This window comes from Belnapia rosea (assembly GCF_900101615.1).
In the GTDB taxonomy this organism is placed as follows: Bacteria; Pseudomonadota; Alphaproteobacteria; order Acetobacterales; family Acetobacteraceae; genus Belnapia; species Belnapia rosea.
Genome location: NZ_FMZX01000002.1, coordinates 441,130 through 455,722 on the forward strand (window position 1 = coordinate 441,130; position 14,593 = coordinate 455,722).

A 14,593-nucleotide genomic window follows, 5' to 3' on the forward strand; every position below is an offset into this window, starting at 1 on the left:
GATCGATGCAGGGTACATCCCAGGGCGTGGCCCATGGCGCACCGCGCGACGCGGCGCTGACGCGGCTGCGCTTCTTCCTGATCGGCTGGGTGATCCTCTACCACCTCGACCTGCCGCTCCGGGTCAGCGCCGGGGTGCCGGCGCTGGGGCCGGTCTTCCGCCATGGCTATCTCGGCGTGGACGGCTTCTTCCTGCTCTCCGGCTTCGCCCTCTGGCTCGGCTATGGCGCCAGGCCGCCCTGGGGGCGTGCCGGCATCGCGGATTTCCTCCGCCGCCGCTTCGCCAAGATCTGGCCGCTGCATGCGCTGGCCCTCGTCGCGCTGGCGCTGCTGGTCGGCCTCGCCGCCGCCGCCGGCGCCACGATCCGCGACCCGGAGCGCTTCGGCCTCGACGACTTCTTTCTCCAGCTCTTCCTGCTGAATGCCTGGGAGACCACCACCCGACATGCCTGGAACTACCCCTCCTGGGCGCTCTCGGTGGAATGGGCCGGCTACCTGGCCTTTCCCCTGGTGCTCGCCGCGCTGATCCGCCTGCCGCGCCTGCTGCTGCCCGCCGTGCCGCTGCTCGGCTTCGCCGGCATCTTCCTGCTCGACATGCGGGACCCGGCGGTGGGGATGAACTACACGCTGCATCTCGGCCTGCTGCGCTTCTTCCTCGAATTCGCCACCGGGCTTGGCATCGGCCGGCTGATCACCGAGGGGCTGCTGCCGCGCGGGCTGCTCTGGGCGGCGCTGCTGGCGCTGCCCATCGGGCTCTGGCTCGAATGGGATGCGGTGACGGTGCTCGGCCTCGCCGCGTTGATCCCGCTGCTGCGCCGCCCGGTCCCGGCCACCGCCGCGCCATCCCGGCCGGACCTGCTGCTGCGGCTCGGCGAGGCCTCCTTCGGCGTCTATCTGTGCTGGGTCTTCATCGAGGCCGGGCTGGTGCTGGTGCTGCGCCGCATCGACCCAGGCCTCGCCGGCCGCGCCGGGCTGATGGTCGCCGGCTTCCTCGCCAGCCTCGTCGCCGGCTGGCTCGCCTGGCGCTTCGTCGAGGTGCCGGCCAATCGCTGGCTGCTGCGGCGCCGCGCCCGTCCGGCCGCGGTGCCGGCCGAGGGCGCGCGGGTGGCCTCCGGCAAGGCCTGATCCCGAGATTGGCCGGCGCCCCCCTGCGCGGGGGGCGCCAGGGATCAGCGCGCCGAGAGCATCGCGGGTGGGATGAGGTCGGGCTTCGGCATCGGCTCGTCGCCGTTCTGCATCCGCCAATGGCTGCCATGGCTGTAGGACCAGAGCGTCGCCGGCAGATGCAGCCGCCGCAATTCCGGCAGCACGCGGGCCAGGTCGGCGGCCCAGGCGGCACGGTTGGTCTCATGCCCGAAGGCGCCGCCGAGCTCGCTCACGATGACCGGCATGCGGTTGCGGTCCCGCCAGGCGGCCACGGCCTGGAAGCGGTTCGGGTTGCCGGTGCCCTGGTAGTCATGCACCTCGGCGATGGTGTTCGGGTCCTCGGGCAGGCTGCATTCGAGCAGCGAGGGCGCGCTGTTCCATTCCCGCCCACCCCACATCAGCAGGTGGCGCGGCGCTGCCCGGCGCATCTCGGCGAGCAGCCGGTCGCGGACCGGCATCCAGCTCGCCGTGTCGTCAAAGACGGGTTCGTTGATGGCGGCGAGCACCACCATGCTCGGGTCGGTGCGCGCGCCGAAGAACTGCGCCCGGCTGCGCAGCCCGGCCCAGTCGCGCTCCGACCAGGGCTTCTTCTGGTAGTAGAAGTCCGCCATGCCGAGCAGCACCGGCAGGCCCGCGGCCACCGCATCCTGCACGGCGTTCAGGAACATGCCGGGGATTTCGAGCCCGGTGCCGGTCTGGCCGACCTCGGGCAGGAAGATCCGCACATGGTCGAAGCCGGCGGCCCGGAAGCCACGCCACCAGCCAGCCCCCAGCCGGCGCGGCTGGTTGTCCTTGCTGATGGTGTACCAGCGCTCGAGATTGGCACCGAGCCGGAGGTTGGCGATGCGCCTCCGGATCGGCGAAAGGTCCTGCGCCAGGGCCGGGCCCGCGAGGGCGCCGGCCAGCGGCAGGGCCAGGAGGCCACGGCGCGTCGGCATGGGCTCAGCCGAAGCGGAAGGCGCCGGGCACGCTCGGCGGAGCCGCCTCGGGCGCCTCCGCCTGGGGTTGCGGCTGCTGCTCCTTCAGCTTCGCCTCGAGCTGCTTCAGCAACCCGGCGAGGCTGTTGACGAAGGAGGGTAGCTGGACGAGCGGCACCACCAGCTGGCCGCAGGGGAGGGGCCTCCCCTCAGCCCCGGTCTGCGCCAAGGTGAGCCGGGCAACGCCATAGGTCACGCTGGCGTCGAGGATACCGTCGGCGAAGATGGTCAGGCGGGCGTCGCTCATCATGGATCCTACTGTTCGCGGAAGGCGCGGTGGAAGCTGTCACGGATCGGCTGCGTGACGTAGCGGAAGAAGGTCCGCTCGCCGATCTTGATATGCGCCTCCACCGGCATGCCGGGGGTGAGGAAGACATTGGACAGAGCAGCCAGCTGCTCCGGTTCGATCAGGATGAAGGCGCGGTAGTATTGCTGACGCGTCTGCTCATTGGTGGTCACGTCCGCAGCGACCCAGGTCACCTCTCCGTGCAGGTAGGGCACCAACCGCTGCTTGAAGGCGGGCAGCCGCACCTCGGCATGGAGGCCGGGATAGACCACGTCGATGTCGTTCGGCTGGACATTCACCTCGGCCACCAGCCGGTCATGCTCCGGCACCAGGTCCATCACCGGATCGCCCGGCTTCACCACGGCACCCAGGGTGAAGAGGCGCATGTTGACGATGGTGCCGTCCTCGGGCGCGGTGATGTCCCGCCGCGTCACCACATCGGTCGCGGCGCGGAGCCTTTCCTCCGCCTCGGCGAGTTTGCCGCGGACCTCGCGCAGCTCCTGCGAATTGTCCTGCATCCGCTGCTCGGTGGTCTGCTGGATCTGCTTGCGGGCCTCGGTGATCGCGGCATTGGCCCGTTCGATCTGCCCGTTCAGGTCCTCGATGCTGCCCTCGAGCCCGGCGAAGCTGCGCTGCAGGGCGAGCAGCTGCGGCAGGCGCTGCAGGCCCTGGGTCACCAGGGTCCGCGTCATCTCCTCCTCCTGCTTGATCAGCGCGAGCTGGCGGCGGGTGGAGGCGAGCTGGCCCCGGGCGCCGGCGATGACCGCCTGCTGCTGGTCGATCCGTGCCTGGAAGACCTGGATCTGGCTGTTCAGGCTGGCGGTCCGCGCCTCGAACAGGGCGCGCTGTCCGGCCATGCTGTCGAGCGCGCGGGCATTGCTGGCGGAGGTCAGCGCGGCGGGGAACGTCACCTCCCGCGCCTGGGCCAGTTCGGCGGTGAGGCGCGCATCCTGCGCCATCAGCGCCCAGCGCTGGGCGCGCTGCGTCTCGAGTGTCGCATCCGCCTGGATGTCGTCGAGGCGCACTAGGACCTGGCCCTTCTCGACCTTGTCGCCGTCCCGCACCAGGATCTCGCGGACGATGCCGCCTTCGAGATGCTGGATGGTCCGCCGCGTGCCCTCGACGCGGATGGTGCCGGCGGCGATCGATGCCTCGGCCAGCGGCGCGAAGACCGCCCAGGCCCCGCCACCGACGACGAAGACCAGGAAGATGATCAGGCCGAAGACCATCGCACCGCGGGTGCGCGGCGCCGGGGCGTCGAGCAGTGGGTCGAAGGGGAAGGGCGGCAGCGTACCGCCCAGATCGGAGCGGATCGGCGCCAGCGCCCGTCCGGTCGTGGTGATGGCGGGCAGCTTGGCATCCTGCGTGGTGACGCTCATCGAGCGGCGCTCCCTTCCAGGCGGGCAACGGGCGCATTGGCGACCTCGGCGGGGCGAGGCGGCGTCATCAGCCGCTTCAGCACCTCGGTGCGGGGGCCGAACATCTCCATCGCGCCATCCTTCAGCAGCAGCACCTTGTCGACGCCCTGCACCAGGGTCGGCCGGTGGGAGACGAGGATCACGGTGGTGTCCTGCGCCTTCAGCCGTTCCAGCGCCTGGGTCAGCGCGGCTTCGCTGTCGCCGTCGAGATTGCTGTTCGGCTCATCCAGCACGACGAGCTTCGGCCGGCCGAACATGGCCCGCGCCAGGCCGATCAGCTGGCGCTGGCCGCCCGAGAGGTACTGGCCGCTGTCGCCGATCTCGGTCTCATAGCCATTCGGCAGGCGGAGGATCATGTCGTGGCAGCCGGCGAGCTTCGCCGCCTCGTACACGGCCTCCGGCTCGGCCTCGGCCATGCGGGCGATGTTGCGGAAGACGGTGCCGTCGAACAGCTCCACATCCTGCGGCAGGTAGCCGACATGGCGGCCGAAATCCTCGCGCATCCACTGGTAGACATCGGCGCCGTCGAGCCGGACGGTGCCCGCGGTCGGCGCCAGCGTGCCGATCAGCAGGCGGATCAGCGTGGTCTTGCCGGCGGCCGAGGGGCCGATCACGGCCAGGCTCTCGCCCGGGGTGAGGGTGAAGTTCACGCCCTTGATCATGGCGACGCCCTGGCCCGGGAAGGCATAGGAGACGCGCTCGACCGAGACCTTGCCCACCGGCTCCGGCAGCGGCAGCCCGGGCGGGCGCAGGCGCGGCATGGCGAGGAAGCTCTGCAGCCGGCGGAAGCTCTGCCGGGCGGAGACAAGCTGCTTCCAGCCGCCGATCATCTGCTCCACCGGCGCCAGCGCCCGGCCCATGATGATCGAGCCGGCGATGGAGGCGCCCGAGGTCAGCTCCTGCTGCAGCACGAGGTAGGCACCGGCGCCGAGGATGCCGATCTGCACCGCCAGGCGGCAGAACTTGGTCATGGCGACGAGGAAGGAGGCGCGGTCGGCGGCGCGCTGCTGCGGCCCCGTCATCGCCGCGACCGACTCCCGCCAGCGGCCGATGACCGAGGGCAGCATCCCCATGCTGTCGATCACCTCGGCATTGCGCGAGATGGCATCAGCCCGGCGCTGCGAGGCCATGGCGGCGGTATTGGCTTCCTTCAGCAGGGCGGAGGTGGAGACCTCGCTGGCGAGCGTCAGGCCGAACAGCACCACAGCGCCGCCGAGGGCGATGAAGCCCATCATGGGGTGGAGGAGGAAGATGACGCCGATATAGATCGGCACCCAGGGCACGTCATAGAGCGAGAGCGCACCGGGCGAGCCGAGATAGCCGCGGCAGACCGCGAGGTCCCGCAGGGCCTCCATCCGGTAGGGGCGGCCGCGCAGCGTGCTCTCGATCGCGCGGACGAAGCCCTCGGGCGCCACCCGGTGCTCGATCCAGCTACCGATCCGCTGCATCACCTTGCCTCGCACTCCCTCGAGCACTGCCAGCACCGCGATGGCAGCGATGGCGATGAGCGAAAGATAGAGCAGGGTATCCAGTGCCCGGCTCGACAGGACGCGGTCGAAGACCTGCATCATGTAGACTGAGGTGGTGAGTTGCAGCAGGTTCACGACGCCGCTGAAGACGCCGACCAGGATGAACTGGCTGCGGCATGCCTGCAGCGCCCGGCGCAGCGGGGTATCCGCTGCCATTTCGGTCCCAGGAAGAAGTGTGCGGGAATGGGACATGCGTCAGCCTGCGAGGAGGCCGGTGACACCGGCCAGGGTTTCGGGGTGCAGCGCGAGCCAGCCGCCGGCGGCGACGAGGATCGCCAGGGCCACGAGGTTGGCGGCCACCAGGCGAAGGAAGCTCGGCGGGCGGCCGAGCCGGCCGAGTTGCTCGGCCACCGCTTCCTGCCGCAGCCGTTCGATGTTGTTGTGCAGGTAGCGCAGCGCGTGGTCGCAGAGTGCCGCCTCTGCCTCGCGCTGGCGGAGTGCGACCGTCTCGGGGCTGGCCTCCTCCTGCCGTTCGGCGGCGAGGGCGAAGGCCAGCAGCCCGGTCAGCCGGTCCTCCGAGCGGAAGGCCGCCGGGTCGGTGGGGGCTGTCACGGCCGGGGCTGGGCCCTGCCTGAGAGTCTCGACATTGGCCATTGATAGGCTCCATCCTGGGCCGGCCATGGGGTACCCATGATACGCCGGATCCGGCGTATCGGGGTGAATATCCCGCACGGCTTGCTACGCGATCGCCCCGGGCCGAACACCTCGGGGCCGCAGCGCCTGGGGCGGCGCCTGATCGAATACGCACTCCGCCTTCCGTGAATTGCAACCCCAATCCGCCCAAGTTTCCCCAGGGTAACTACCAAAAAAATTATCATCCCGTATCGATCCTGTCACGTGGTCATCCGCGGCGGCCAAGCCACACCTCAACCGTGAAATGGCGCGGCAGGCGGCAGGGATGGCAGTATGTGATCGTTGCATGCACACTCCCGCAGCGACCCGTGCTAGGGAGGCCGGGGGTTCATCATGACGGGGAAACAGTGGTGAAAAGCTTTCCAAGCTGGGGGTTGCTGGGACTGATGGTGGCGGCCCTGCCGGTGGGCGAGGCCCGTGCCCAGCTCGGTGATTCGCCGGAGGTGGCCCGCGGCATCACCGTCGTGAACCGGCAGCGGCCGGATTTCGACCCACTCGGCGTCCGCCTCGGCGGCTTCCGGCTGAACGGCGCGGTGGAGGCCGGGCCTGGCTGGGACAGCAACATCTTCGGCCGGCGCCGCAACGTGGTCTCGGATGGCTTCGTCGAGGAGCGGGGCAATCTGAGCCTACGCAGCGACTGGACGACCCATGCGGCCGGCATCTCGGCCAATTCCGTCAACCGTCAGTATTTCAGCGAGAGCCGCCAGGACTGGAACGACTGGGACCTCGGCGGCTTCGGCCGCTACGACTTCTCGGCCGACACCGCCCTCCAGGCCGCCTACCGCCACTACCGGGCGCATCTCGACGTCTATAATTTCGACGTGCAGAGCGCCGGCATCGTCCAGCCCGTCGCCTACAATTCGGATGAGGTCTCGGTCGTCGGCAATACCCGGCTGAACCGCCTCGGGCTGATCGCCCAGGGCGTCTACCGGACCTTCGACTTCGAGGACACCGTCATCCGCAACACCCTGACTCCGGTGTCGCAGAACAGCTTCAACACGGCGATCGGCGCGGTCGGCGGCAGCTATTCCCTGGCGCCGGGCCGCAACATCACGACGATCGTCCGGGTTCAGGACATCAAGTACACCGACAACATCTCGAGCCGCCGCGACAGCTTCACCTGGGAGGCGCTGGCCGGCTTCGACTATGATTTCGACGGCGTCTGGCAGGCCCGCGTGGCCCTCGGCTGGCGCCAGCGCGAGTATAGCGGCCCGAACCTGAAGACCCTGGAAGGCCCCGCGGTCGAGGCCGCCGTCACCTATGCGCCGACCCAGCTGACGACCGCCCGGTTCCGGCTGACGCGTACCATCGAGGAGTCCATCCGCCAGGACGCGGTCAGCTACCAACGGACCCAGATCGGCCTGACCCTCGATCATGAGTACCTGCGGAATGTCCTGCTCCAGGCCGACCTGCTTTATGATCGGCGCGAGTATGAAAGCCCGAACCAGACGGCAAGCGATGGCGTGCTGACGCTGACCGCCCGCTACCTGCTGAACCGCAATGCCACGGTGGTCGCGAGCTATGGCTATCGCCGGCGCATCGAGGCGACGGGCGGCTTCCAGGAGTTCGATCGCAACCTGCTCCAGCTCCGGCTCCGCCTTGCCATCTAGCCTTCCTGTCCGGCGCCTGCTCGACCTCGATTTCGCCGACCTCCCGCTGCAGGGCATGCTCGCCCTGCTGGCGAAGCGGCCGGCGGAAGCGCCTTTCGGCTATATCGTGACCCCGAATGCGGACCATCTCGTCCGCCTCTCGCGCGACCCGGCGCTGCGGCCGCTTTATGACGAGGCGATGCTGCGCCTGCTCGACAGCCGGGTGGTGGCACGCATCGCCGGGCTGTTGGGCCTCGATGCGCCCGCCGTGGTGCCGGGCAGCGACCTGACCGCTGCCCTCATCGCCAGCCTGCCGCCGGATGAAAAGGTGACCGTGCTCGGCCTGCCGCCGACGGCGCTGGAGCAGCTGGCCTCTCGTACCGGCCTTCGCCGGATTGCCCATCACAACCCGCCCATGGGCTTCGACCGGGATCCGGCCGCCTTCGAGGCGGCGGTGCGCTTCATTGAGGAGAATCCGGCCCGCTACAGCTTCCTTGCCGTCGGCTCGCCCCGGCAGGAGCGGGTGGCGCAGGCGGTCGCGGCCCGGGGCAGGGGGCGTGGCGTCGGTCTTTGCATCGGTGCGAGCCTGCTCTTCCTCACCGGGGAGGAGCGGCGGGCGCCCGGGCTCGTGCAGCGGGCCGGCATGGAATGGGCCTGGCGCATGTTGCAGGACCCGAAGCGGCTGGCGCGGCGCTACCTCGTGGACAGCCCGGCGATCATCGCACTGCTTCGGCGCGAGGCGCGGCAGCGGAAAGGGTGAGGGCGGCCGCTCCTGCGGCCAGCATTCGCCCCGGCTGGCGAAACCCGCTCCAGCCCCCTCCGTGCCCTATCCCCGCCGGCTGATCACCCGGGCCACCAGCATCAGCACGGCACCGAGCAGGATCACCCCGTAGGTCCGCGGATCGGCCCGCAAGGCATCGAGCGCCGCCTCGGGGATCCAGAGCAGCGCGTCCCAGCCGAAGAGATGGGCCAGCACGCCGACCAGCACCAGCAGCGTGCCGATACCCCAGAGAAGCCGTGCCATCAGCGCCTACCCGGCCCGGAAGGCGATGGCGTTGCGCAAGGCATGCACGATGAGCTCCATCCGCCGTTCGAATCCCGCTGCCGCCCGAGGCCGCCCAGCCTCCTCGGCCCCGACCACGCCGCGCAGCACGGAGGCCTCGAGCTGTTGCGCCATATCCTCCATGGCCGCGATTGCCCCTTCGGCCCCGCTGCCCTCCGCGGCGGCGCGCAGCACGGCGATCTCGCCGAAAGCCGCGGCCAGTGCCGTCTCCAGCGCGACGATCTCGCCGCGCAACTCATCGGTCCTGTCCTCGGGCATCAGCGGTCCACCGAAAGGGTGGAAGGTGGGGTTACCCGGGCCAGGCCTCAACCGGCCTTGGCGCCGCTCGCGCCCGGCAGGGCCGCCAGGATCTCCGCCCGCACCCGCCGGCCGAGCCCGCCGCGATGGGCGGCGTCATTGCGGGCCAGGTAGTCGCGCGCCGCAGGGGTGAGACGATAGAGGGACTCGGTGCCCGGCGCCGGACGGAAGGCCCGCCACAGGCCGAGCGCCGCCGGTCCCGCCCGGAGACCCTGCGCGAGCACCCCGTTCCGTGCCCCCTTCACCTGATAAGCGAGGAAGCGAGGCAGCAGACTGGCCGGGGCCAGCCCGTATTTCAGCCCGATATAGAGGCGGTTGCGGACGAAGTGGAACCAGCGGGTGCCCGACCAGGCGAAGCGGTGCTCGCCGCTGACCTTGTGGCGGACGGCAATATCACCCCGGTAGCGGATGCGCTGCCCGGCATTGATCGCACGGAGGGCGAAGTCGAACTCTTCCCAGGCGAAGAACAGGGCATCGTCATAGCCGCCTGTCCGCTCGAAATCCCGCCTTCGGATGGCATGGCCGGCGCCGACGAAGGTCGCCACGTCGAAGCTCTCGGCCGATCGCGGCAGCAGCCCCTGCGGATAGCCCCAGGAGGAAAGGTCGTCCGCCCCGGAGTCGAAGACAAGGATGCGGCAGGCGATGGCGGCGATATCCGGCTCGGCATCCATGGCCCGGACAGCACGGGCCAGCGTGTCCGGGTCCCTGAACTCGGCATCGTTGTCGAGGGCAAAGACCACCCGGCCGCGGCCGAGCGCCGTCGCGCGGTTGCGCCCACCGGCGACACCCCAGTTGCGGTCGAGCCGCACCAGCGTCGCATCCGGGGCGCCTTCCACAGCTGCGGCCAGCCGCGCCAGATTCTCCGGCTTGCTGCCCTGGTCCGTGATCCAGACATGCCTGGCGATGCCGGTCTGGGCCCGCGCCGAGGCGATGGCGGCTATCGTCTCCTCCGCCCGGTCGAGCGCCAGGATGATGACATCGGCATCCGTCTCGCCTGCCGGCCCGCGGGCCCCGGCGACATGCTCCGGCGCGGGATAGGGGCCGAGGCTCATGCGCCCTCCTCGAAATCCGGCGCGGGCAGGGACAGGTAGGCGACGCGCTTGGCCTCCTGCCGCCCGCGCGTCACCGTGTCGAGGATCAGCCCGCAGACGAAGCTGAGGAAGGAGAGCAGCACGAGGCCGGTCGCCAGCACCGCTGTCGGCAGGCGCGGCACCAGGCCGGTGGCGAGGAAGGTCTGCAGCAGCGGCACGGCCAGCAGCACCGCCAGCAGCAGCAGCACGGCACCGGCCGCCGAGAAGAACATGAGCGGCCGCTCCCGCTGCACCAGCGTCACGATGGTCCGCAGGATGCGGAAGCCATCGCGATAGGTGTTGAGCTTGCTGGTCGAGCCGGCCGGGCGCTCCTTGTAGGTGCTCGCCACCTCGCCGACGGGCAGCTTCAGCTCGAGCGCATGGACGGTGAACTCGGTTTCGGTCTCGAAACCGGCGGCCAGCGCCGGAAAGCTCTTCACGAAGCGGCGGGAGAAGACCCGGTAGCCTGAGAGCATGTCGGAGATCCGGTCGCCGAAGACCCAGCGAACCATCCCCGTCAGCACCGCATTGCCGAGCTGGTGGCCCGGCCGGTAGGCGGCGGCGGCGATCTCCTGCGGGGTGCGGCGCACGCCGGTGACCATGTCGAGGCGCTGGCCGAAGAGCAGCCGCAGCATTTCGGGCGCGGCAGAGGCGTCGTAGGTGTCGTCGCCATCGACCAGCACATAGGCGTCGGCCTCGATATCGGCGAACATCCGCCGCACGACATGGCCCTTGCCCTGCAACGTCTCGGTGCGGACCACGGCGCCGGCGGCGCGGGCCGCGGCGACGGTGCCGTCCTTCGAGTTGTTGTCATAGACATAGACGGTCGCCCCGGGCAGGGCGGCCCGGAAGGCGGTGACGACGCGGGGGACCGCCACCTCCTCGTTGTAGCAGGGGATCAGCACGGCAATGCGCGGCGCGGTGCTGTAGCCCGGCAGCAGATTCGCTCCGGGCGTCAGATGTGTGTCGGGCAAGGCGCTCTCCGGCATGACGAAGGCTTCCGTCCTGGGCTTCCGGACCGGGGAAGCCGCTCCGGCCCTTCCGTTAGACGGCGAATATGGCGGGGGAGTGACCCCCCGCAGGTTCAGAAGGCGTTCCGCATCCGGGCAACCGCCAGCAGGGTCCTCACCAGGATGGTGAAGTCGAGCCAGGGCGACCAGGTATCGATGTATTCGAGGTCGCTTTCGACGCGGCGCAGCAGCTTGTCCTCGGTCTCGGTCGGGCCGCGCCAGCCACGCACCTGGGCGAGGCCGGTGAGGCCGGGCTTCACCCGATGCCGTGCCGCATAGCGGGCCGCCACCTCCTCGAAGGGCCGGCCGCCGGCGCGGGTGCCCGGCGCATGCGGCCGCGGTCCGATGAAGGACATGTCGCCGCGAAGAATGTTGAAGATCTGCGGCAGCTCGTCGAGCGAGGTGCGGCGGAGGATGGCGCCGACCCGCGTCACCCGCTTATCGCCGAGCGAGACCTGCCGCGCCGCGGTGTAGTCCGCCGCCTCGTGGTACATCGTGCGGAACTTCAGCACGTAGAAGGGCTGGTTGTTGAAGCCGGTCCGCCGCTGGCGGAACAGCACCGGGCCCGGGCTGTCGAGCTTGACCGCCAAGGCGATCAGCGCCATCGGCACCGCGGCCACGGCGAGCGCCAGCAGCGCCAGGCCGTAATCCTCGATCGTCTTCACCACCGCGCCCCAGCCACGGATCGGCCGGTCCGCAAGGCGGAGGAAATGCAGCCGCTCGCCCTCCGGCCCGGCGGTGCCGAGGCCGCGATAGGCCATCAGATCGGGCGCCAGCCGCACATCCACCGGGAAATCGGCGAAATGCCGCAGCAGGGATTGCAGCCGCGCCTCCGCGGCCCAGGGAAGGGCGAGGATCACCTGATCCACCTCGCCGCTCCGGATCATGGCGGCGAGGGTTTCCATCGAGCCGAGATAGGGCAGGCCATTACGGAGCCCGCCGGCCTGATGCACCCGCCGGTCATCGACCAGGCCGATCAGGTCGAAGCTGCGGTCGGGCCGGGCGCCGAGTGCCGCCACCAGACGGGCGGCCTGTGGGCCATCCCCGATCACCACGGCGCGTTGCCGGGTACGCTCCGCCGCCGCACGCAACGCGACCGCGGCCGCCAGCCGGCCCGCGAGGAGCGGTGGTGTGGCAAGTCCCAGCCAGAGCAGGGCGAGGCCGGGCGGAAAGGCGCCACGTGCGCCGAGCGCCACGGCCGCCAGCCCGAGCCCGCCGATGCCGAGCACCAGCCCTGCCAGCGCTCCGAGCGCTGCCCGCTTGCCGCCGAAGAGCGCGGCATGGCCATAGCCGCCGGCCGCGGCGATCAGGCAGGGCACCAGCACCGCCACGAAGCCGATGAGCCGGAGGGCCGGGCCCTCGGCGGGCTGCAAAGGCAGGGCCTGTACGGCAAGGCCGGCCAGGACGAGGCCCACGGCGTCCAGCACCGCCACGGCCATGGCGAGCAGCACCGGAGGAAGCGGGGCAACTTTCGCCCAGCGGTCCCGGCGCGCGATGACGGGCCGGGCTTCGCTGGAGAGGCCGCCCCAGCCGGCCTCGGCCACTGCTGTCAGCAGCCGGCGATCGCCAGCTCGGTGCTCAGGGGGCATCACATCCTGCATGCTGACCGCCCAGGGCTCGGGTTGAGACTATCGATTGCGATGGGCATGGCTCCCGCTTGCCTTCACGCTCTGGAGGGACGGGGGTCGGGCCGGGCTCCGAAGACGAAGCGCCGCGACATCAGGAAATTGGCCGCCAGTCCAGCCAGCGAGCCGGCTGCGACCCCGATGACCGGATAGGTCGCAACAAGCGGCAGGCCAGTCACCAGCGCCGCATAGGTTCCGTAGTTGCACAGGAAACCGAGGAGGTTCACGAGCAGGAACAGCACCCACTGCCGCCCGAGCCCATCGCGTTGGGCCGCATTGCGAAACGTCCAGGCCCGATTGAGGGCGAAGGTGGCGCTCGCCGCCGCGATATAGGAGATGACGCGGCCGAGCCAGGGACCGGTGCCGAGCGCGATCCCCGCCATCAGCACGCCTGCATCGACGACGAAGCCAGCGACGCCGACGACGCCGAAGCGCAGGAACTCGCCGAAGAGCCGGCCACGCTCAGGCGAGGCCACGGGCGCGTCCAGCGGCGGATCGGTCAAATGGGGGCCGGTCAGAGCAGTCGTCATTCAAGGCATCCTGTATGCTGAAGCCTTACGCGCTGCAGCGCGTCACGACAAACCACGGCGCGGTGACAACGGCGCACCGACCCGCCGAAAAGCGGCTTCTCCTGTCACGTTCCCTGGCGCGGGCGGCACAAGCGGGGTTTGTCGTTGCCATGACGTGGAGATGGGTTTCGTCCCAGTCTCGGAATCGTTAGCCTATGCGGCATGTCCGGATGCGTGATGCCATGAGTGAAGACCTTGCGGCCGATCTGGACGCAATCGGCAGCATCCTGGTCATCCCGACGATTCTCGATATCGTCTGCCGCACCACCGGAATGCGCTTCGCCGCCGTTGCCCGTGTCACGGAGCGCCGCTGGGTGGCCTGTGCCGTTCGTGATGCGATCGATTTCGGCCTCGCACCGGGTGGTGAGCTGCCTGTCGAGTCGACCCTCTGCCATGAGGTCCGCGCCGCCGCCGCGCCCATCGTCATCGACGATGTGGCCGCAGACCCGGTCTATGGCTGCCATCACACCCCCGCCATCTACCGCTTCCGGAGTTACATCTCGGTGCCGATCCGCCGCATCGACGGCAGCGTCTTCGGCACCCTTTGCGCCATCGACCCGGATCCGCGCCGGCTGAACACCCCCGAGACGATCGACATGTTCGAGATGTTCGCCAACGTCATCGGGCACCATCTCAGTGCGGTGGACCAGGTGAAGGCGCAGGAGGCGAGCCTGCTTGACGAGCGCAGGGTGGCGGCCCTCAGGGAGGAGTTCATTGCCGTGCTCGGGCATGACCTGCGCAATCCGCTCGCCGCCATTGCCGGCGGCATGCGGCTCCTGCGCAAGACGCCACTGAACAGCCAGGCGCTGGAATTGACGGAACTGATCCAGGGGAGCGTCGGCCGGATGAGTGGGCTGGTCGACAATCTCGTGGACTTCGCACGGTTCCGCCTCGGCGGCGGACTGCGGCTCGAAAAGGGGCCGGTTCAGATGGAAAACATCCTGCAACAAATCATCCGTGAGTTGCAGGCGGGCCGGCCCGGGCGGGTCGTCGAGACCGCCTTCCGCCTCGATGCGCCGATCGTCTGCGACGGCCGGCGCATGGCGCAACTGGCCTCCAACCTGCTCGGCAATGCCTTCAGCCATGGCGCGCCCGACCAGCCGATCAGGGTGGCTGCCCGGACGGAAGGGCGGTGCTTCGAGCTTTCCGTGGCGAATGGGGGCGAACCCATTCCGCCAGACATCCTCGGCAATCTGTTCCAGCCTTTCTCGCGCGGCACGCATCGCCCGAATCGGGAAGGCCTTGGTCTTGGCCTCTACATCGCCCACCAGATCGCCGAGGCGCATGGTGGCAGGATCGAGGTGGTATCCACCCCGGCGGAGACGCGCTTCACCCTGGTGATGCCGATACCGGAGTAAGGCCTGCCGGCACCCGCTTGGCTG

15 protein-coding genes are annotated in these 14,593 nt (G+C 69.9%); 4 read left to right on the forward strand and 11 right to left on the reverse strand.

What is annotated here, in order from left to right:
- Positions 1-5: 5 nt before the first annotated feature.
- Entirely contained in the window at positions 6-1,124 is a 1,119-nt protein-coding gene (locus BLR02_RS08245) for an acyltransferase family protein (protein WP_143018073.1), read from the forward strand.
- A 44-nt stretch (positions 1,125-1,168) separates the two neighbouring features.
- Here BLR02_RS08245 and BLR02_RS08250 read toward each other — a convergent pair whose 3' ends face one another.
- Genes BLR02_RS08250 through BLR02_RS08270 form a run of 5 tightly spaced genes read right to left on the reverse strand, consistent with a single transcriptional unit; the run spans position 1,169 to position 5,907 of the window.
- Positions 1,169-2,083 carry a cellulase family glycosylhydrolase gene (locus tag BLR02_RS08250; protein ID WP_090563384.1) on the reverse strand — a complete coding sequence of 305 codons (915 nt, stop codon included), beginning with the start codon at positions 2,081-2,083 and terminating at the stop codon, positions 1,169-1,171.
- Positions 2,084-2,087: 4 nt separating this feature from the next.
- Positions 2,088-2,369 (reverse strand): hypothetical protein, encoded by a 282-nt coding sequence (locus BLR02_RS08255; RefSeq protein WP_090563386.1) that lies wholly within the window; start codon positions 2,367-2,369, stop codon positions 2,088-2,090.
- A gap of 8 nt (positions 2,370-2,377) precedes the next feature.
- Positions 2,378-3,787 (reverse strand): HlyD family type I secretion periplasmic adaptor subunit, encoded by a 1,410-nt coding sequence (locus BLR02_RS08260; RefSeq protein ID WP_090662293.1) that lies wholly within the window; start codon positions 3,785-3,787, stop codon positions 2,378-2,380.
- Entirely contained in the window at positions 3,784-5,511 is a 1,728-nt protein-coding gene (locus BLR02_RS08265; RefSeq protein WP_090662295.1) for a type I secretion system permease/ATPase, read from the reverse strand. Before BLR02_RS08265 ends, BLR02_RS08260 begins: the two co-directional genes overlap by 4 nt.
- Before the next feature lie 39 nt (positions 5,512-5,550).
- Positions 5,551-5,907 carry a hypothetical protein gene (locus tag BLR02_RS08270; RefSeq protein ID WP_143018074.1) on the reverse strand — a complete coding sequence of 119 codons (357 nt, stop codon included), beginning with the start codon at positions 5,905-5,907 and terminating at the stop codon, positions 5,551-5,553.
- A gap of 431 nt (positions 5,908-6,338) precedes the next feature.
- On the opposite strand from BLR02_RS08270, the gene BLR02_RS08275 reads away from it, so the two are divergent.
- Both BLR02_RS08275 and BLR02_RS08280 read left to right on the forward strand, forming a co-directional pair.
- Positions 6,339-7,598, forward strand: a complete 1,260-nt coding sequence (locus BLR02_RS08275; RefSeq protein ID WP_143018075.1) for an outer membrane beta-barrel protein — start codon at positions 6,339-6,341, stop codon at positions 7,596-7,598.
- On the forward strand, positions 7,588-8,337 hold the full coding sequence (locus tag BLR02_RS08280; RefSeq protein WP_245704682.1) for a WecB/TagA/CpsF family glycosyltransferase: 750 nt from the start codon (positions 7,588-7,590) through the stop codon (positions 8,335-8,337). The genes BLR02_RS08275 and BLR02_RS08280 overlap by 11 nt, the downstream gene beginning before the upstream one ends.
- 66 nt (positions 8,338-8,403) lie before the next feature.
- Here the strand turns inward: BLR02_RS08280 and BLR02_RS08285 are convergent, their stop codons facing one another.
- The 6 genes from BLR02_RS08285 to BLR02_RS08310 form a co-directional block, all read right to left on the reverse strand.
- A complete protein-coding gene (locus BLR02_RS08285; RefSeq protein WP_090563398.1) occupies positions 8,404-8,601 on the reverse strand; it encodes a hypothetical protein in 198 nt (65 codons plus the stop codon).
- Between the two features lie 6 nt (positions 8,602-8,607).
- The gene (locus BLR02_RS08290; protein ID WP_090563400.1) at positions 8,608-8,898 is read right to left on the reverse strand and encodes a hypothetical protein; all 291 of its coding nucleotides are present in this window, start codon (positions 8,896-8,898) and stop codon (positions 8,608-8,610) included.
- A 47-nt stretch (positions 8,899-8,945) separates the two neighbouring features.
- Complete coding sequence (locus BLR02_RS08295) at positions 8,946-9,989, reverse strand: glycosyltransferase family 2 protein (protein WP_090662302.1); 1,044 nt, start codon at positions 9,987-9,989, stop codon at positions 8,946-8,948.
- Positions 9,986-10,981, reverse strand: a complete 996-nt coding sequence (locus BLR02_RS08300; protein ID WP_245704683.1) for a glycosyltransferase family 2 protein — start codon at positions 10,979-10,981, stop codon at positions 9,986-9,988. Before BLR02_RS08300 ends, BLR02_RS08295 begins: the two co-directional genes overlap by 4 nt.
- Positions 10,982-11,091: 110 nt before the next feature.
- Positions 11,092-12,606, reverse strand: a complete 1,515-nt coding sequence (locus BLR02_RS08305) for an exopolysaccharide biosynthesis polyprenyl glycosylphosphotransferase (RefSeq protein WP_176849440.1) — start codon at positions 12,604-12,606, stop codon at positions 11,092-11,094.
- A 74-nt stretch (positions 12,607-12,680) separates the two neighbouring features.
- The gene (locus BLR02_RS08310) at positions 12,681-13,145 is read right to left on the reverse strand and encodes a GtrA family protein (protein WP_245704684.1); all 465 of its coding nucleotides are present in this window, start codon (positions 13,143-13,145) and stop codon (positions 12,681-12,683) included.
- 248 nt (positions 13,146-13,393) lie between these two features.
- Between BLR02_RS08310 and BLR02_RS08315 the strand changes: the two genes are divergently transcribed.
- Positions 13,394-14,569 (forward strand): GAF domain-containing sensor histidine kinase, encoded by a 1,176-nt coding sequence (locus BLR02_RS08315; RefSeq protein WP_090662473.1) that lies wholly within the window; start codon positions 13,394-13,396, stop codon positions 14,567-14,569.
- The last annotated feature ends 24 nt before the right edge of the window (positions 14,570-14,593 follow it).

Coding starts and splice junctions, on each gene's coding strand:
- BLR02_RS08245 (WP_143018073.1), top strand. CDS start 6: ATGCAGGGTACATCCCAGGGCGTGGCCCATGGCGCACCGCGCGACGCG.
- BLR02_RS08250 (WP_090563384.1), bottom strand. CDS start 2,083: ATGCCGACGCGCCGTGGCCTCCTGGCCCTGCCGCTGGCCGGCGCCCTC.
- BLR02_RS08255 (WP_090563386.1), bottom strand. CDS start 2,369: ATGAGCGACGCCCGCCTGACCATCTTCGCCGACGGTATCCTCGACGCC.
- BLR02_RS08260 (WP_090662293.1), bottom strand. CDS start 3,787: ATGAGCGTCACCACGCAGGATGCCAAGCTGCCCGCCATCACCACGACC.
- BLR02_RS08265 (WP_090662295.1), bottom strand. CDS start 5,511: ATGGCAGCGGATACCCCGCTGCGCCGGGCGCTGCAGGCATGCCGCAGC.
- BLR02_RS08285 (WP_090563398.1), bottom strand. CDS start 8,601: ATGGCACGGCTTCTCTGGGGTATCGGCACGCTGCTGGTGCTGGTCGGC.
- BLR02_RS08290 (WP_090563400.1), bottom strand. CDS start 8,898: ATGCCCGAGGACAGGACCGATGAGTTGCGCGGCGAGATCGTCGCGCTG.
- BLR02_RS08295 (WP_090662302.1), bottom strand. CDS start 9,989: ATGAGCCTCGGCCCCTATCCCGCGCCGGAGCATGTCGCCGGGGCCCGC.
- BLR02_RS08305 (WP_176849440.1), bottom strand. CDS start 12,606: ATGCCCCCTGAGCACCGAGCTGGCGATCGCCGGCTGCTGACAGCAGTG.
- BLR02_RS08315 (WP_090662473.1), top strand. CDS start 13,394: ATGAGTGAAGACCTTGCGGCCGATCTGGACGCAATCGGCAGCATCCTG.